Origin of the sequence: Salinicola sp. CPA57 (assembly GCF_003206035.1) — a bacterium.
GTDB classification, from domain to species: Bacteria; Pseudomonadota; Gammaproteobacteria; order Pseudomonadales; family Halomonadaceae; genus Salinicola; species Salinicola socius.
The window spans coordinates 118,462-136,446 of record NZ_PZJR01000009.1 but is presented as its reverse complement, the minus strand read 5'-3'; the positions used below and the strand labels follow the sequence as shown (position 1 = coordinate 136,446).

Below are 17,985 nucleotides of genomic sequence, written 5' to 3'. Positions count from 1 at the left end.
CCGGAATGACTCAGTGGCAGGGCGCGTGCGGCGGCATAGTATACCGGAAAGGTCGGCGTGCGCCGATGGCTCGGCGCACGGCGGAACGGCGGGGAGATCTAGCTCAACTTCTCGGTATGGGAACGCGATGTGCTGCCGAGCAGATGACGTAACAGGAATTTTCTGACGCGTACCACGAACTGTTCCTGGAAAAGCACGCAGAAGCATACCGTCATCAAGAGGAACAGCGGATACAGCCAGAGATGCAACTCCCCCGCCGCGGCCAGGCAGCCCTGAAAATCCGTCAAGCACAGTTCAGGCTCGCCGGACATTACCCGCTCGACGCGCGAGAACACCGCATAAAGCGGGACATGCAGCGCAAACATCGGCAGCGAGGCGCCCCCCAGCCGGGACGCCCAACGCATCAACCGAGGACTACGGGGCTCACCCCAATGTGCCGCCACATAGATCAACGCCAGCTGGGCCGGTAGCAGCAGACCGTTGTGCAACGCGTAGTACCAGGCGTGGCCCAACCCCAGCAAGTAGACCGCGAGAACGACACTGACCGCCACCACCGCCAGCGTCAGGCAGCATTGGGAGAACGACATCAGCCGTCCTTGCGCCTTGCGCTGCGCGTAGAACGTGCACAGCAGAATACCGGCGGCAAACTCGGGCAGTCGAATCAGGGGGTTGCGATGCAGGATGCCGGTTTCCGGGACACCGTAATCCGTCGTCAGAATGACATACAGCGGCGGGATCAGGTAGATCAGGTTGACCAGCACCATGGCGCGACGCGGGTGCGCTAGCCGGCGCAGTCGAGGCGCCAGCCACGGGAACGTCAGATAAAAGAAAAAGAGTGCCGATATCGACCAGGAGGGCGGATTGAAGGTCAGGTAAAGAGGATTCCACGCATGCAACAATGTGAGGTTGAGCAGCAGATTGATGCCGGTTTCCAGCGACCCCATGGTGTGATTGAGGCTTTTCCAGTCGAGCTGCCCGATGTCGTTGTTGACGTCGTAGACCACGAATTGCAGCGAGATATCACTGTCCCCCGGCGCAATCGCCAGATAGCCGACCAGCGCCGAGACTGTCATGGCAAGAACCAGCGACCCGATGTGGATGGGATAGAGATTCGAGAAACGTTTCAGCCAGAAGCTTCTGGGCGGTTCGCGCATCTGATACGACGAATCGAGATAGACGTGCGTCAGTAGAAAGCCTGACAGCACGAAGAAGGCACTGGTCGAGAAAAACCCGATATCGGTCACGTAGTGAGACCAATCGCGTATGGAAGGATAGTTATGAAGCGTATGGAAGATGACGATATAAAGGCCGAGCAGAAAACGCAGCCATTCGAGTCCAATGAAGCGTTCTTTGCGCGTGGCGGTCGTTGAATCAGGCATCCGTTGCAGATCTCTGGCCGTCAAAAGGCGCTAGTGTACCTGATTCCGTTGGTTAAACGTGCCGCCGAGTTTCAACAGTATCGTCGAGTACGTTTTCTTCACGAGAAAGCCGCGCAATCGCGCGGCTTTCTGTGTTGAGCGTCGATCGATACGGCACTCGCCTAGGCTTTTTTGACCTTGGCCACGATCCACAACAGTATGATGGCACCGATGGTCGCAACGACCAGAGAGCCGATCAGGCCGTTCGACGACAGTCCCAGCAGACTGAACAGGAAACCGCCGATCACGGCCCCGACGATGCCGACGACGATATTGCCCAGGATACCGAAACCACCGCCACGCATGACTTTCCCGGCGATCCAGCCAGCGATGCCACCGATAATCAGCCACAAGATAAAGCCCATAGTCTTACTCCTTGATTCCCTTCAGGGTGAACAGTCGACAATGCGTTGTTAACGCTGCCTTGCTTAAGCGTAGTCATCAATCGATGAATCTTCGAAGACTGCGACGAAAAACGGGCCGGATGTTGCCGGCCCGTTCTCCAGTCACGTGCTCCCGGAGTTCATGATCAACCGAATGCCGGTACCCGCAGGGATGCCCGCGACGGCAGGCCATGCTGATGCCAGGAGCGATGGGCATCGCCATCTTCCCAAACTCTCCAGTGGAGCTGAGACAGCATTACCGGGTCGTCCAGGAATGCCAGGCGTTCGAGATTGTTCATCGATGCCGGTCCCTGCGTGACGGCCCGTGTCACGCGCTCGTGGCGCCTGCGCTTCAGCGGGGCAGCCTGCGCATGACGCGAAGTGCCCAGCGCCGTCGCCAAGGCATTGGATACCGGATCCACCACGACTTGAATGAAGTTCGGCGTCGGCGCGGCCGCGTTCATTCTCCCCAAGTAGCGCACCATCCGACGCAACACCCGCGGCGGATGAGTCTCTTCGGGAATTCGGAACAGCCTGGCTCGGAAGCAGGCGCTACCCAGAGACACGCGACTCGATAGCGTCGACACCGGGATCGATATCATCATCGCGCCCACGATCGGTGACAGCCACCACAAAAAGGTTGGCTCCATGAAGTAGACGCCCACGGCCCAGACGGCACCGATGACGGTCTGACTCCAATGATTGCGAATCGCATCCCCCCAGGTCGTGTCACTGTTCTCACGGGACGGTGATCGCCACTGGATCGCCCAGCCCATGATCGAGGTCAGCACGAAGCGGGTGTGGAACAGCATGCGTACCGGCGCCAAGGCCATCGAGAACAGGGATTCCAGCACCATGCTCGCCAGCAACTTGAACGGTCCGCCAAACTGGCGACTCCCCTGAACCCACACCAGGATCACGCTGAGCACCTTGGGCAGGAACAGTAGCGTCGCGGTCGCGCCAAAGAGCCCGACGGCAAGCGTCGGATTCCACTGCGGCCACACGGGGAACATCATCCCCGGCTCCGGGAAATAGTTGGGCGTACTCAGGGTGTGGACGGCGAGTAGTGCCGTCGACAACACCAAGAACAGAAACCAGAGCGGCGCCGAGATGTAGGACATCAACCCCGTCAGGAACACGGCCCGATGCACCGGATGGATTCCCTTGGACAGAAACAGCCGGAAGTTCATCAGGTTGCCGTGACACCAACGGCGATCGCGTCCGAGCTCCTCGAGCAGGTTCGGCGGCATCTCCTCGTAACTTCCTTCCAGCTCGTAGGCGATCCACACACCCCAGCCGGCACGCCGCATCAGCGCCGCTTCGACGAAGTCATGAGAAAGAATCTCCCCGGACATCGACCCCTTGCCGGGCAACGGCGCCAACATGCAGTGCTGCATGAAAGGTGCCATGCGAATGATGGCGTTATGCCCCCAATAGTGCGATTCACCCAGCTGCCAGAAGTGAAGGCCGGCCGTGAACAGAGGCCCGTAGACACGGGTGGCGAACTGCTGCATCCGTGCGTACAGGTTCATGCGTCCGGAGGCACGTGGTGCCGTCTGCACGATGCCGGCATCCGGATGCGCCTCCATCATCTGGACCAGACGAGTCAGACAGGCGCCACTCATGACGCTGTCGGCGTCGAGCACCAGCATGTAGCGGTAGAGCGCGCCCCACCGCCGGCAGAAGTCATCGAGATTGCCGCTCTTGCGTTTCACGCGACGCTGACGTCGGCGGTAAAACACCTGCCCGAAAGCTTCCATGTCCCGGCACAAAGCCAACCAGGCGTGGGTTTCCTGGATCGCGATATCGGGGTCGAATGTATCGCTCAGGATGAACACGTCGAAATGCCGGCCGTTGCCGCTCTGGCGAATCGATTCGATGGTCGCCCGGACACCGGCGAAGACGCGTGGCACGTCTTCATTGCAGATAGGCACCAGCAACGCCGTGCGCGCCTCCTCCGCGATCGGTTCATCGCCGACCTCGGAATCGATGGCGTATCGGTCACGCCCCCGAAGCAACTGAAAGAAGCCCATCAACGCGGTCCAGAACCCCGCGGACACCCAGGCGAACAGCAGGACGAACAACGAGAGAATGGCAATCTCGAGCCACTGCTGCCCTTGTCCCGGCAACACCGTTCGCATCTGGTTGGCGGCGATGATGCTCTGGCCAAAAATCAGCACCAGCAGCACCCAGCGCCTGGCACTCGCGATCATCTGCCAGCGTGGCGCCGGTTTGCTCTCGCGGTGTTTACGCCGGAAACCGCGGCCAGCCCAGCTCCTGGAGCGCTGACCGAACCGCACGAAGGGGTTGGTCGACCATGCTTCCGGTGCCAAGGGCGTCCGTTTCAGCGGCGGGGCCGTCTTTACGCGCGTGACCCCGTGCGCATCGGTGCTCAGGATCTCGGGCGGTGCCAGCGGCGGTTCCGCATAGGCAAGAGCCAGCCGGCGTCCTACCGAACTGGCGGCCGGGTCGTCGTCATCGACCTCGCCACCGCCCAACGCCGCATGCAGCGATGCCATGTCGTGAGTGTCCAGGTCGCTGGAGAGCAGCTTACGCCGCTCGTCACGACTCTGGGCTTCCAGCGCCAGCCGTTCCAGGTAGTGTTCGGCCGACGCCATCCGTGAGGCGGGCGTCGCTTCAGCCATTGGCAGGCAGCCGGTAATACCAGGTTTCGGATACCCGCTTCTCGCCCTGATTCAGATAGGCGCGAATATCCAGCGGCTTCGCGTTGTCGCTGCGCTTGATCTTGACGAAGACGCGCCAGCCGCCGGTCGCGGTGTTGCGCTCGGCGTGACTGTCTACCAGCTCGCCGTTGTCGCCGACACTGGCCTGGACGCTCAGGTTGGCATCGTCATCGAGTCCGGAGAGCGAGGGACCCTCGAAATCCAGTACGAAAGCCAGAGAACCGTCGGCCTCTCGAACCAGGTTGTCTTTACGCACCTCGCCGCGAGAACGACGGGTCTGATCGACCCACGCCAGCGATGGGTCGAGGTAGCGACTTTCGTCCTTGGTCACTGTGAAGCGATAATCGTAGTCCAACGGTTGGTCAGGCTGCGGCGCGGTTTCCGGCAACCACATCGAGACGATGTTGTCGTTGGTTTCGTTGGGCGTCGGAATCTGGATCAACTCGATCTTACCCGCACCCCATTCGTTCTGCGGCTCGACCCAGGCACTCGGACGCAGGTCGTAACGGCTGTCCAGATCCTGATAACTATCGAAATCGTGACCGCGCTGCATCAAGCCGTAGCCACGGAGGCGTGGCGTTGCCTGCTCGTTGATCATCAATTTCGCCGGGTTGGCCAGCGGACGCCAGGTCCAGCCGCTCTGGGAGTCGCTGATCAGCAAGCCGTTGGAGTCATGAATGGCCGGGCGGTAGTTCACCGTCTCCGAAGGCTGTTCCGGGCCATACAGGTACATGCTGGTGAGCGGCGCCACACCGAGCTTCTCGACGGAACGGCGCAGGAAGATTCGGGATTTGACGTCGACGACCGTATCGGCGCCGGGGCGCAGGACGAATCGATAGGCGCCGGTCAAGCTGGGAGAATCCAGCAGCGCGAAAATCGTCAGGTACTGGCTCGTCTGGCTCGGCTTCACGACCCAGAATTCCTTGAACCGCGGGAACTCCTCGCCGGAGGGCAAACCCGTATCGATGGCAAGACCGCGCCCGGAAACCCCATAGACCTGGTCTTTACCTACGACGCGGAAATAGCTTGCGCCGAGGAAAACCATCGTCTCGTCTTTACGATCCGCCTGATTGAGGGCGTAATTGACCTTGAAGCCCGCGATACCCAGGTTTTCATCATCGTTGACGCCATCCGGCAGATCGAGATTGCCGTAGGTGAAATCATCAGGCTTGTAGGTGAAATCGTGCACGCCCTGATCGTCGACGCTGTGGAGCTGGATAGCGCTGTCGTAGTGCATGCCTTCGTGGAAGAAGCTCAGGGTGAAAGGCACCCCGTCCCCGCTCCAGACATCCCGGTCACGCTTGTACTGGATCTGCTCGTACTGGCCATAATCCAGATTACGCAGCGCGTCCGGCAGGTTTTTTTCGGGTTCGCTATAACCCTGCTTTGAAAGGTCCTCGGCTTTCTTCGCGACATCATCGAAACCAAAAGCCAACACATTTTGGGCGATACCGCTGAGCAGCAACCCGGTCAGGGCTACTACCGGAAGAAGCGCCTTGCGTTTTTCAAGGTTACTCCGCCGGATCGATGCACTCACACTCATACTCCTGTCATAACTATCTTGGCCGATATCGACGAGCTCGAAGCGTTCAAGGCCGTACATACCGATACTGAGATGATTAGCCGTACTGAGCCAATTTGACCACGTCACTGGAACCCAGCGCGCGGACGCTACTCACGATGAAAGACGACGAGATAGCGAAGCCTCCGTGCTTCGTACTGCCGCAGTCTAGCATACGCTACACTACGGACACGGAAAGACCACCGTGCCGGCCTCGGATTGCGCTGACGCGCTGTTCACTCATGCTCCGCTAGTGCAGACCCGGTTCACCGATGGACGAGGCCGACGAATGCGTATCGAATCGTACCTCAATCAAGCGATCATGGCGGCCGGGGTACGTCGTTGGCTGGGCATAATGGCGTATCTGGTCATTTTCAGCTACCCCCTTACCCAAGCTGAACGCCTCTACCGCGATGATATCTGGCGGAGCTTTCATGGGGAAATGGGGTGGGTCTCCAATGGTCGCCCGCTCTCCAGCCTGTTCGCCCTGCTCGTCAATGGTGGCCCGCGCCTTGCCGATATCGCGCCGCTGCCGCTATGGCTGGGGCTGGCTGCCGTTGCCTCCTCGATTCTGTTGTGGCGCCGCCGCCTGCTGGCATTTGATACGGGTTATGCCTGGCTGGCGATGTTGATTCTGGTCGTACAGCCGTTTTTCCTACAAAACCTCTCCTATCATTTCGACGCGATGCCCATGGCGCTGGCATTGGCGTGCGCCATCACCGGGATTGCCTGCGCCCTGAATCCCCGCGAGCACCAGCGTTGGCAGGCACGATTTCGCTGGCTGGCCGGTGGGGCCGGTATCCTGGCATCGCTGTTTTTCTACCAGCCCGCGGCCAACGTCTACTTTGTCCTGCTCGCGTTTCACGTCCTCTTGAGCGTCTCCCATCAGGGCCGACCGGACTGGCCCCGACACCTGGGCGCCCTGGCCGTGGGGTTAATGGCACTGATGATATCGAAATTCGTCTCCGCGCTGCTGATTGCCGGCGACTACAGCGTGCAGCACAGCAAACTGGCGCCGCTCGACCAGCTGCCCTTGCATCTGGTCGCTCAGACCGGACGGTTCTGGCACTACGTCGCCAGCATGCTGGATCCGCCGACCGGGTGGCTGTTCCTCGGCTTGGCTGTCGTGGTGCCGCTCGGCCTGGTGATCGCCGCGGTTCGACAGCGCAACGCTGTCGGACTGGCGGTGATGATCCTGGTGCTGGCCTGTCTGCCCATGGGCGGACTGGGTTTTCTCACGGCGCTCGCCAGCCCCATCTGGCAACCCCGGGTGATGATGGGCTTCGGCGCGGTATATGCCGGCCTGCTGTTCTGTGCGCTGCACTGGCTGTGGCGATCACGCCGACCCACCGCCGGATGGTCGCTGCTGGGCTGGCCGCTCGTGGTGGTGGCGCTCGGCACGCCACTGACCCTCGCCTACGCCTACGGCAACGCACAGCGCCAACAGGCGCTCTTCGCCGACGACGTCTCGATGAGATTGATCGACGATCTCGCCACGCAGCCTTCTCCCGCAGCGCTGATCATCGAAGGGTCTTTGCCCCTCACGCGCGCGACGCGCAGCGCGATCACCGTACATCCTCTGCTCGGTGAGCTGATTCGCCCCTATCTCGATAACGGCTACTGGTGGGGCTATCAGGATCTCTATCGTCGCGGACTCTCCTCCGCTTTCGAACTGGGGGACAATCCGGCGCTGCGCCGACGCTTCGAAGTTCAATGCCGAGACTTGACGCCGCTGGCCCGACGCGCCTGGTACACGCTCTATCGGTTCGAGCAGAGCTACGTGGTCTCCTTCGAGTCCCCCTGTCACCACACCCTGACGACGACGGAACTCCCGCTCGACGACTGAGCCGGTCCTGGCAGCGTCATCTTTTCGATGATCGATCTCTCGACCGCGCCATCAGCGATAGCTGGTCTCTCGACGTGCCTTGACCTCGAGGGATCCACAAACGCCCAAGCTCAAAATCCACAAACGCCTAAACATTGGACGAGCTATGTCAGACAAATGGCGAATGGCGGTTTGACGCCAGTTACCTGAAACTGCCGGGGTAATATGGCGGCGGCGTCTTGGAGAGCCGCCACCGGGATGCATTCAACAAGGACACCTTCCAATGCATGCATGGACTCTGATCTCGTTTTTGTTCTTTACGGGGTTGGTCGCCTTGATCACCTGGCGTATCACTCACCGTGACGATCTCAGCAATACGCGCGGCTACTTTCTCGCCGGGCGCAGCCTCAGTTTCCCGCTGATCGCGGGCTCTCTGCTGATGACCAACCTCTCGACGGAACAGATGGTCGGGCTGAATGGCGCAGCCTTCTCCGACGGGTTGAGCGTCATGGCCTGGGAAGTCGTTGCCGTCGTCGCTCTGGTGCTGCTGGCGCTGTTCTTTCTGCCTCGTTTCCTGCGCAGCGGTATCGCCACCGTTCCACAACTGTTGCAGGAGCGGTTTGGTCCGACGACGCAACTGATCTGCAACGTCATCTTCCTGGTCGCCTACGCGGTCATCCTGTTGCCGATCATTCTCTACTCAGGTGCCGTCGGTCTTCAGGGCATGCTGGATCTGCCGGTACTCACAGGTATCGAGTCCAGCACCACGCTGCTGTGGCTGACAGTCTGGGGTGTCGGCATCATCGGCGCGATCTACGCCCTGTTCGGCGGCCTGCGAACGGTCGCCGTCTCCGATACCATCAATGCCATCGGCCTGCTGGTTGGCGGTTTCCTGATCGTTTATCTAGGTCTCAACGCCGCCGGCGACGGCAACGGTATCGCTGCCGGCTGGCAGGCTATCCAGCAGGCCCAGCCTGAACGCCTGAACTCCCTGGGTCGGCCGGATCAGCAGGTTCCCTGGCCGACACTGTTTACCGGCGTTTTCCTGATCAACCTGTTCTACTGGTCCACCAACCAGCAGATCATTCAGCGTACCTTCGCCGCCAAGAGCCTTTCCGAAGGCCAGAAAGGCGTGCTGCTGACAGGTTTCCTGAAGCTGCTCGGCCCGCTTTATCTGGTGCTCCCGGGCATCATCGCCTACCAGCTCTATGCCGATGAAGGCATCGCCGGCGATCAGGCCTATGGCTACCTGGTCTTCCATCTGCTGCCGCCTTGGCTGACCGGCTTCTTCGCCGCCGTCATGGTCGGCGCCATCCTGTCGTCGTTCAATTCGGCCCTGAACAGCACCACGACGCTCTTCAGCCTGGGTATCTACAAAGGGATCTTCAAGAAGGAAGCGAGCGAGCAGCAGGTGGTCAACGCCGGCAAGATCTTCGGTTGGGTGATGGCTGTCGCAGCCATGGTGATCGCCCCGCTGCTGGCCGGTCAGGACAGTCTTTTCGACTACCTGCAAACGATGAATGCGATCTACTTCATTCCGATTCTCGCCGTGGTGATCGTGGGTCTGCTGACCAAGCGAGTGCCGGAGTCCGCTGCCATCTTTGGCCTGATCGGCGGCATCGTGATGATTGCGGCTGGCTACTTCGTACCGCCCTTCAATGGCATTCTGGAGATCACCAACCAGTATCATTTCGTGGCCGGCGTCTTCGTGGTGCTGGTGCTCGGCATGCTAGTGATCGGCAGGATCGCGCCGCGCCGAGAAGCTTGGGTCCACGAGGACGTCAAGGCGGTCGATCTGACGCCCTGGAAAGGAGCGGTGCCGGTAGCGATCGTGCTGCTGATTCTGGTCTTCGCCATCTACTTCGCCTTCGCCGGCTAGACCGACCTTGCGCATGACCGCCGCCCCGCTTCTGCGGGGCGGCTTCATTTCCATTCGCGCTCTTGCCCCGCCCCCCTTCCGCCCGCACATATCGTTTACCATACGATCAGGTTTCATTCGGGAAGAAGCGATGCGCAGACAACTGACACATGAAGTTCAGAACCTGATCGACCGCGGGCGGGATCGTCAGCTGCGCCTGGCGGTCACCGGCCTGTCGCGTGCCGGCAAGACGGCGTTCTTGACCTCGCTGGTCAATCAGCTGCGTCATGCGGGTATCGACGCCCGTCTCGATCTGCTCAAGTCCGCCCGCGACGAGCGTCTGCTGGGCGCCCAGCGAGTCTCGCAACCCGATCTCGGCATCCCGCGTTTTCCCTACGATGAAGCCATGACTTCGCTCGGGTCGACACCGCCGCGCTGGCCGGAGCCGACCCGCGGCATCAGCGAGCTGCGCCTGCAGCTACGCTACAAGACGCGGCGCGTGCGTGGATTATTGGGCGATACCGCGACGCTGACGCTGGATCTGATCGACTACCCCGGTGAATGGCTGCTGGACCTGCCGCTGCTGGAACACGATTTCCTCAGCTGGAGTGCAGCCCAGCTTGCCAGCATGGGCCCGGAACGTCGGCAGTATGCCGAGACCTGGCAAAAATCCGTCGCCGAACATTCAGCCGACGAAACGGTGGATGAGTCGCGTCTGGCCGAACTCGCCGAGCGCTACGCCGTCTCCTTGCGCCAAGCGCGAGAGGCCGGATTCTCTCATCTGCAACCGGGCCGCTTTCTGTTGCCAGGCGATCTGCAGGGGGCGCCGGTGCTGCAGTTCTTTCCGCTACCCGGCGTCGGCGAAAGTGACCGCCAGAGACTGGAATCGCTGCCCGCCTCCAGCCTTTACCAGACACTGAAGACGCGTTTCCGCTTCTACCAGCAGCATGTGGTCAAACCCTTCTATCGCGACTATTTTCGCCGCTTCGATCGCCAGATCGTGCTGGTCGACGTACTCGGCGCGCTCAACGCCGGGCCGGAGCGCTTCGAGGATCTGTCGCGGGCGCTCGCGACCTTGATGCGAAGCTTCGACTACGGCAAGCGCAGTCTGCTGAACCGGCTGTTCTCGCCGCGCATCGATCGCCTGGCGATAGCCGCCACCAAGGCGGACCACGTCACGCCGGACCAGCACGCCAATCTGGTCACGCTGCTCGAATCGCTGCTCGCCGACCCGATCAAGGATCTGCGCTATGCCGATGTCCCGGTACGCGCTTTTTCGCTGGCCTCGATCCGAGCCACCGAACCGCGTGAAGTCGACAACGACGGCAAGCGCCAGCCGGCACTGCGTGGCCATGGTCTCGACGGAGAGCCACTGCTGGTCTATCCCGGCGACGTCCCGGCCAAGCTGCCGGAGCCGACGTTCTGGCAACGCCAGGGGTTCGCTTTCACGGATTTCCGACCGCCGCCGTCAACAGCGGCCGCGCTGCCCCATATCCGTATGGATGCCGCCATGGAATGGCTGATAGGAGACAAACTGCGATGAGCGATCCACGCCCCGGACAACGCTTCGCCTTCGACGAGCCGCCGACGCCAGCCGACGACACCTCGCTCCACGGCGCCCAGGTCTACCTGCCCACTCAGGCCAGCGATCCGTATACCGCAGCCGACGACCAGGACTCACCCGCTCTCGACGCCGCCGTCAAACCACCGCGCAAACGGCGCTGGGGGTTGATGGCGATCGTGGGTGCCACGCTGGGCCTGGGCACGATCGAGGCGGTGCAGTCGCTTTACACTTCGGCTCTTGGCGGTGACTGGCTCTCAGGCGCCTGGAGCATGGTTGCGCTACTCGCGGTGGGGCTGGGCGCCAAGGCGCTATGCGGCGAACTGTGGCGGCTGCGCAAGCTGCGCCGGCATGCACGCCTGCGTCAGCAACTGGACGACGAGTGGGTCGACGACACGACGGATGCGCACAAGGACCCTGCTGCACTGGCCGATGAGCTCCGCAGCCAGATGGGGCTTTCCAAGGATCATCCGCACTGGCAATCCTTCCTGCATGCCCACGAGGCACACCACACCGCGCAGGAGACCCGCGAACTGATCGCGTATCACATTCTCAACCCCCGCGATCAGGCGGCACGGCGACTGGTGACCCGGATGTCCAGCGAGACCGCCGTCATGGTGGCCGTCAGCCCGTTGACACTGGTGGACATGCTGCTGATGGCGTGGCGCAACATCGCCATGCTCGATCGGATTGCCGCGCTTTACGGATTGCAGCTCGGCTATGCCAGCCGTCTGCGGCTTTTCAGGGAAGTACTGCGCAACATGGCGTTTGCGGGCGCCAGCGAAATGATCAGCGACGCCGGCATGGATCTGCTGTCGATGAACCTGGCCGCCAAGCTATCCACGCGCGCGGGGCAGGGTCTGGGCGCCGGGTTGCTGACGGCACGCCTGGGCCTTCGCGCCATGCGCACCACCCGGCCGATCGCCTTCGCGCGCGACGAACAGCCGCGTCTCGCCGATCTTCGGCGCGAAGTGTGGCAGCAGCTACGCAGACTGGACGATGGCTCGAAAGCGGAGTGAGGCGATACCTTTCCGACGAGCTTTCGGGCGAAAGCGCCGTCCGTCAGTCGAGGACGAAAAACTGGCGTAGCGCACGCGCCACCGCCGATTCGTGATGGGCGCCGATGGTCCTGGCCCGAGGCAGTTGATCGATGACCTCGGGGTGCGCGTTGGAGACGACATAGGCGTTGCCCGCCAGCGTCAGCATCTCGATATCGTTGAAGTTGTCACCGAAGGCCAGTGCCCGCTCGACGGGGATGTCGAGCGCCTTCAGAGCGCGGCTCAACGCAGTCGCCTTGTTCACGCCCCGATACATGATCTCGAGCGAATTGGCTGCCGAGTAGGTGATGTGCAGCATTTCCCCATGACGTTCGCGCAGGATGCGCTCCAACGGCTCCAGCAGTGCCGGCTCACCGATGTAGAGCACCTTGCCGACGTGCTCGTGTTCCAGGTGCTGCATGTCATCGACCTGATAGGTAAACCCCGACATCGCGTGAAGCGGCAGCAGCTCCGGCGCTTCGGCATCGATCAGCCACCGATCCTGGGTGTAGAGGTTGAGCCTGACCGTTGGCGGACGCGGCATGTCCACCAGCGCCTGAACCAGCGCGGTCGGCACCAACGTTTCATTGACGAGCCGATCCTCGGAATCGTGGAGGTGGGCGCCGTTGCTACTGATGATCCAGGCCGGAATCTCCAACTGACGCCGAATGGCCGCGATATCGTGGTAGTGGCGCCCGGAGGCCAGCACGATCACCTGCCCCTGGGCGGACAGCGTGCGCAGCGTGTCCCGGGTCAAGGCGTCGACGCGGTGCTCGGCATTCAACAGGGTGTTATCGAGATCGCTGGCGATCAGGTACTGGGACATGGAGTCTTCCTTGGGGAACGGCATCGAACTCTTTGCCATGCGCCTTTTGCGACGAGCCCTTCGCGACGAACCGGTTGCGACGAACTCGTTGCAGTGGGCTCTGGGCAACGAACGCTGGGCGGGAAACGCGCCGTGACGAACGGCTCACGGCCAGTTTACAGCCTGGAACCTTCGACCGCTTGTTGAGCGCATGGACGTTCAGTGTCACGGGCGGGGCAACGGGCGTCAATCACCCGCTGACCCGACAGACCATCCGGTGCTGGCACCCGCGGCCGACTCAAGCCTTGAGACTATTGGCGACCGCACCAGCCTGACGCCCCATCACCAGGTGCACGACGCCGTGCCCGACTTCCTGGATGCCGGCGGCTCCCAGCCCCTGCAGCGCGGCGTCGTCCATCTGTGCCCGATCCTTCAGCTCCAGCCGTAACCGGGTCGTCGCCACGGCGGCGACGTTGCGAAGATTTTCCGCACCGCCCAGTGCCGCCAGCCACGCATGACGTGAGGCGTCATCGAGCGTGGCCTCGGTGAGGGCCGCATCGCTCTCGGTCGCGGCCGGTACCGTCAGCGTCTTGCCCTGATCGCGGACCGCCGCTCGAATATCGTCTGCGACGGCATCGGCGATCGGGCCCAGAATCACCTGCAGGCCACCGCCGCGCAGATGCAGAACGCCCCTGGCGCCGAGCGCCTTGAGCGACGGCTCGTCAATGGCGGCATCGTCCTGCATCACCAGCCGCAAGCGCGTGGTGCAGGCGCCGATGCTGACCAGATTGGTCGCCCCGCCGAGTGCCGTCACGAAGGCGGGCCCGCGCTCGCCGGGATCGTGGCTGACGGTTGCCGTTGCCGCTTCCAGTTCGCGACCCGGCGTCGGCAGATCGAAGCGGACGATCGCCCAGCGGAAGATGCCGTAATAGAGCGCGAAATAGCAGAGCCCTACCGGGATCATCATCCAGCCGTTGGTCGAGAGACCGTAGGAGAGCGCGTAGTCGAACGCCCCGGCCGAGAAGGTGAAACCCAGTTTGACGTCGAGCATGTTCATCAACGCCATCGAGATGCCGGTGAGAACCGCATGCATCGCATACAGGGCAGGTGCCAGGAACATGAACGAAAACTCGATCGGCTCGGTAACGCCGGTCAAAAACGCGGTCAACGCCAGTGACAGCAGCAGGCCGCCGACCTGCGCACGGCGAGACCTGGCGGCCGTGTGGTACATCGCCAGTGCGGCCGCCGGCAGACCGAACATCATCACCGGGAAGAAGCCGGCCATGAAACTGCCGGCCGTCGGGTCGCCGGCAAAGAAGCGATTGAGATCGCCCGTGGCGCCGTCGTAGCTACCGAACACGAACCACACGAAGCTGTTGAGCACGTGATGCAGCCCGGTCACGATGAGGACTCGGTTGAGCACGCCGTAGACGAACAGGCCGAGATCACCGGCATCGATCAGCCACTGACCCAGTTGATCGATGCCCTGCTGGATCGGCGGCCAGATCAGACCGAATATACCCCCGAGCACCACGGCGGAGAGCCCGGTGACGATGGGAATGAAACGGCGTCCGCCGAAGAAGGCCAGATAGTCCGGCAGCTTGATCGACTTGTAACGGTTGTAGAGCAATCCGGCCACGCTGCCGATGATGATGCCCGAGAGCACCCCCATGTTGATGTCGGGATTCAGCGTTTCCAGCACTGCCGTGAGCACCAGATAGCCGATCACCCCGGCCAGACCGGCAGCGCCGTTGTCGTCGTCGGCAAAGCCGACCGCCACACCGATGGCAAAGATCAGCGCCAGGTTGGAAAAAATCGCGTTGCCCGCGTTGGCGATGAAGGCGATATCGAGCAGATCGGGCTGGCCCATGCGCAGCAATAGCCCGGCCACCGGCAGCACTGCGATGGGCAACATCAGCGAACGGCCGAGTTTCTGAAGACCGGCCATCAGCCGGGAACCGAAAGTCGTGGTCATGACGCGCTCCTCAAGATCTTGTTGTCGTATGGCTGGCGTCGGGATCCGCTGAGCCGGTGCCGGGTTTTGCCTCGCCGGGACTCGAATGCGCTGCTTCGACGCGCTGGCCGCTTGCACCCGTCACGCCATCGTCACCTGCCGGCGCTTCTTCCAGCAGGCTTCCCGACAGCTCCTGCAGCGCCTGTCTCACGGCAGCGGCGTCGGCCAACGCGAGCAGCAACGGGAGTCGTGCGGCCAGCGCGCCGGCATCCAGCCGACGCAGGCCCGCCTTGACCGCGGCGATACGCCCGGGTTCGACGGAGAGCTCGTCGACGCCCATGGCCGCGAGCAGAGCGCCCGCCAGCGGGTCCCCCGCCGCCGCACCGCAGACGGCAACCGGACACTGACCGGAAGCGCCGTCGAGACACGAGGCGATGAGCCGCAGCACGCCGGGATGGAGAACGTCGCTGCGCAGCGCCAGCGACGCCACCTCTCGGTCCATCGCCAGCGCGTACTGGGTCAGATCGTTGGTACCGATGGAAAGGAAATCGGCTTCGCGCGCGAGATCGTCGGCACACAGCGCAGCCGTCGGCACCTCGATCATCACGCCCAGCGCCGGCAACCGCTCGATACCCAGGCTGGCCGCCCGGGACGCGAGTCGTTGCCGTACCCAACGCAGCTCGCCGACATCGGCAACCATCGGCACCATCAGTCGCAGCGCCGTCAGACCATCTTCGCAGAGCGGCAGATCGCGCCCGGCTTCGAGCAGCGCATCGAGCTGGGTCTCGAACAGCGCCGGCTGCGTCTGCCACAGCCTCACGCCCCGCTCTCCCAGCGCCGGGTTGGGCGTCGCCGGTAACCGCAGGTAGGGAAGCTGCTTGTCGGCACCGATATCCAGCAGGCGGACGACCACCGGCTTGCCGTCCATCGCCTCGACGGCGGCGCGATACTCGGCCTGCTGTTCGGCGAGCGTCGGCGCCGTCTGCCGCTCCAGAAACAGGAACTCACTGCGCATCAGCCCCACACCGTCGGCGCCCGACCGTGCCGCCGACCGCGCTTCCGCACGGGTGGCGATATTCGCCGCGACGTGAAGCCGGCGTCCGTCTAGCGTCGTTACGGGCTCGAAGGCCGCTGCGCGCTCCGACTCGGTCTGTCGCCGCTGCCTGACCTGCTCGGCATCGATCGCCGCCAGACGCTGCGCGTCGGGCGCAAGCTCGAGTACACCGTGACGGCCGTCGCCACGACTATCGAGACAGGCGTTGTCGCTTCTGGCTTCCAGCAGCCCGTCGCCCATGGCCACCAGGCATGGCAATCCCCGTGCTCGCGCCAGAATCGACACGTGGGAGGTCAATCCACCGGAGGCCAGACATAGCCCGGCAATCCGATCCGCCACCGCAACGAACTGCGAAGGGGTGAGCTCGCGGGCGATCAGAATCGCGCCGTCGAGACCCGAGATGGTAGCCGCCGCCTCGGTGGCGAAGAGCTGCATGACCTGACGCTGCAGATCGCGAAGGTCATCGGCCCGCGCCGCCAGCAGCGCATTGTCGCCACCACGCAGGCGTTGAATCTCGCGCTCCAGCGCCAGGAACCAGGCGCGTCCGGCGCTGCGCCCGTTATCAATTTCCGCTTCGGCCGCCCCGCGTAGATCGGGATCGTCCAGCCAGGCGCGGTGCGCCTCGAAGATTTCCGCCTCGGCCTGCTGTCCGCCTGCCTGGGCGGCCTGCATCGCCTGGACCAGCGTCGTGTCAACGTCCCGCAACGCCGACGTCAGCGCCTCGCGCTCCTGCTCGGTGTCGGCGGCGCTATCGGGCACCGGAGGCAATGCCATCTCGTAGCGAACCAAGGGCCCCACCACCAATCCCGCACTCGCGACCAGGCCGGTCAAGCCGCCGCCGGCGGACGTCCGTGACGCCTGCCGCTGACCCTCGGCCTGCGATTGCGGTGGTACATCACGCTGCGTGGCATCCGCTTCGGCGGTTTCCAGCAGCGTCGTTGCCGCATCGACCGCTGCCTGGGCGCTCGAACCCCGAGCGACAACCCGAACGCGATCCCCCTGAACCAGGCCCAGGTTGAGCAGTGCGCTGAGGCTGGCAGCGCTGGCCTTGGCGTTGTCGTTGTCGTTGTCGATCTCGGCGGACTGATCCTCGCCGGTCCGAATCAGCGTCAGTTCCACCGCGTGCTGCCGGGCGATGGCTCGCAGCCGCGACGCCGGACGGGCGTGCAGGCCACTGGCACTGGCGATCACGGCTTCACCGCTGGCGAATTCTCCGTCCGCCGACGCCTCGCTGCCCGCGTCATCGAGCCCGGCAGTCGCCACGGCGGCGGAGGTCGCCTGCCACTGCAGCAGATCCTCGCCCATCTCGACGATCGTGCCCGGTGCGACCAGCGCCTCGAGCGTGGTGTCTGGTCCGTTGGTGAGCACGATGGGGGTGACCAGCGCCTTGGCACGTTGCGCCAGGCGATCGGCATCGAACCGGCATAGCGGGTCACCGGCAGAGACCCGCTCGCCGGTCGCGACCAGCAGCTCGAACCCATCGCCATCGAGATCGACGGTATCGAGGCCGATATGCAGCAGCCATTCATGGTTGGCATCGTCTCGCAGCGTGATCGCGTGCGCGGTTCTTGCGCACTGAATGATCTCTCCGTTGCAGGGCGCATGCAGCGTCTCCCCCAACGGATCGATGGCGATGCCTGGCCCCATGGCGCCTTCGGCGAAGACAGGGTCAGGCACTTCTGTCAGCGGAACCACTACCCCGCGCATCGGGGCCCTGAGAAACCGTAATGTGGATGACATGAAGACTCCCGGCTTGTTGTTGTTCCACTCCTGCTCCGGTCCGGCATGCGCCGAATTCCGGACACCTGGTCGCGCGACCCGCGACCGCAAGATAGCGTCGGCGAT

11 protein-coding genes are annotated in these 17,985 nt (G+C 63.0%); 4 read left to right on the top strand and 7 right to left on the bottom strand.

Annotated features, from left to right (window positions below):
* Positions 1 to 98 precede the first annotated feature (98 nt).
* The 4 genes from DOM36_RS10495 to DOM36_RS10480 all read right to left on the bottom strand — a co-directional run bounded on the left by DOM36_RS10495 (position 99) and on the right by DOM36_RS10480 (position 6,022).
* Positions 99 to 1,379 carry an acyltransferase gene (locus tag DOM36_RS10495; protein WP_110643066.1) on the bottom strand — a complete coding sequence of 427 codons (1,281 nt, stop codon included), beginning with the start codon at positions 1,377 to 1,379 and terminating at the stop codon, positions 99 to 101.
* Positions 1,380 to 1,540: 161 nt separating this feature from the next.
* Entirely contained in the window at positions 1,541 to 1,783 is a 243-nt protein-coding gene (locus DOM36_RS10490; protein ID WP_071233199.1) for a GlsB/YeaQ/YmgE family stress response membrane protein, read from the bottom strand.
* 164 nt (positions 1,784 to 1,947) lie between these two features.
* Positions 1,948 to 4,446, bottom strand: coding sequence for a glucans biosynthesis glucosyltransferase MdoH (mdoH, locus tag DOM36_RS10485; RefSeq protein ID WP_075569914.1), 2,499 nt, complete (start codon positions 4,444 to 4,446; stop codon positions 1,948 to 1,950).
* On the bottom strand, positions 4,439 to 6,022 hold the full coding sequence (locus DOM36_RS10480) for a glucan biosynthesis protein G (protein ID WP_232823794.1): 1,584 nt from the start codon (positions 6,020 to 6,022) through the stop codon (positions 4,439 to 4,441). Before DOM36_RS10480 ends, mdoH begins: the two co-directional genes overlap by 8 nt.
* A gap of 313 nt (positions 6,023 to 6,335) precedes the next feature.
* Here DOM36_RS10480 and DOM36_RS10475 point away from each other — a divergent pair, with 313 nt between their 5' ends.
* The 4 genes from DOM36_RS10475 to DOM36_RS10460 all read left to right on the top strand — a co-directional run bounded on the left by DOM36_RS10475 (position 6,336) and on the right by DOM36_RS10460 (position 12,309).
* A complete protein-coding gene (locus DOM36_RS10475) occupies positions 6,336 to 7,892 on the top strand; it encodes a glucosyltransferase domain-containing protein (protein ID WP_110643064.1) in 1,557 nt (518 codons plus the stop codon).
* Positions 7,893 to 8,154: 262 nt separating this feature from the next.
* The gene (locus DOM36_RS10470) at positions 8,155 to 9,750 is read left to right on the top strand and encodes a solute:sodium symporter family transporter (protein ID WP_075569916.1); all 1,596 of its coding nucleotides are present in this window, start codon (positions 8,155 to 8,157) and stop codon (positions 9,748 to 9,750) included.
* A gap of 130 nt (positions 9,751 to 9,880) precedes the next feature.
* The gene (locus DOM36_RS10465; RefSeq protein ID WP_110643063.1) at positions 9,881 to 11,272 is read left to right on the top strand and encodes a YcjX family protein; all 1,392 of its coding nucleotides are present in this window, start codon (positions 9,881 to 9,883) and stop codon (positions 11,270 to 11,272) included.
* Positions 11,269 to 12,309, top strand: coding sequence for a TIGR01620 family protein (locus DOM36_RS10460; RefSeq protein ID WP_110643062.1), 1,041 nt, complete (start codon positions 11,269 to 11,271; stop codon positions 12,307 to 12,309). The genes DOM36_RS10465 and DOM36_RS10460 overlap by 4 nt, the downstream gene beginning before the upstream one ends.
* 43 nt (positions 12,310 to 12,352) lie before the next feature.
* On the opposite strand, the gene DOM36_RS10455 is transcribed toward DOM36_RS10460, so the two are convergent.
* From DOM36_RS10455 to DOM36_RS10445, 3 genes are all read right to left on the bottom strand, one after another.
* Entirely contained in the window at positions 12,353 to 13,153 is an 801-nt protein-coding gene (locus DOM36_RS10455; RefSeq protein WP_110643061.1) for an HAD family hydrolase, read from the bottom strand.
* 277 nt (positions 13,154 to 13,430) lie between these two features.
* On the bottom strand, positions 13,431 to 15,107 hold the full coding sequence (gene nagE, locus DOM36_RS10450) for an N-acetylglucosamine-specific PTS transporter subunit IIBC (RefSeq protein WP_110643060.1): 1,677 nt from the start codon (positions 15,105 to 15,107) through the stop codon (positions 13,431 to 13,433).
* 10 nt (positions 15,108 to 15,117) lie between these two features.
* Positions 15,118 to 17,880, bottom strand: coding sequence for a glucose PTS transporter subunit IIA (locus DOM36_RS10445; RefSeq protein WP_110643059.1), 2,763 nt, complete (start codon positions 17,878 to 17,880; stop codon positions 15,118 to 15,120).
* Between the last annotated feature and the right edge of the window lie 105 nt (positions 17,881 to 17,985).

What these genes read in the sequence shown, in the direction of transcription:
- DOM36_RS10465 (WP_110643063.1), top strand. Translation starts at nt 9,881, where the DNA reads ATGCGCAGACAACTGACACATGAAGTTCAGAACCTGATCGACCGCGGG.
- DOM36_RS10460 (WP_110643062.1), top strand. Translation starts at nt 11,269, where the DNA reads ATGAGCGATCCACGCCCCGGACAACGCTTCGCCTTCGACGAGCCGCCG.
- DOM36_RS10470 (WP_075569916.1), top strand. Translation starts at nt 8,155, where the DNA reads ATGCATGCATGGACTCTGATCTCGTTTTTGTTCTTTACGGGGTTGGTC.
- DOM36_RS10490 (WP_071233199.1), bottom strand. Translation starts at nt 1,783, where the DNA reads ATGGGCTTTATCTTGTGGCTGATTATCGGTGGCATCGCTGGCTGGATC.
- mdoH (WP_075569914.1), bottom strand. Translation starts at nt 4,446, where the DNA reads ATGGCTGAAGCGACGCCCGCCTCACGGATGGCGTCGGCCGAACACTAC.
- nagE (WP_110643060.1), bottom strand. Translation starts at nt 15,107, where the DNA reads ATGACCACGACTTTCGGTTCCCGGCTGATGGCCGGTCTTCAGAAACTC.
- DOM36_RS10455 (WP_110643061.1), bottom strand. Translation starts at nt 13,153, where the DNA reads ATGTCCCAGTACCTGATCGCCAGCGATCTCGATAACACCCTGTTGAAT.
- DOM36_RS10495 (WP_110643066.1), bottom strand. Translation starts at nt 1,379, where the DNA reads ATGCCTGATTCAACGACCGCCACGCGCAAAGAACGCTTCATTGGACTC.
- DOM36_RS10475 (WP_110643064.1), top strand. Translation starts at nt 6,336, where the DNA reads ATGCGTATCGAATCGTACCTCAATCAAGCGATCATGGCGGCCGGGGTA.
- DOM36_RS10445 (WP_110643059.1), bottom strand. Translation starts at nt 17,880, where the DNA reads ATGTCATCCACATTACGGTTTCTCAGGGCCCCGATGCGCGGGGTAGTG.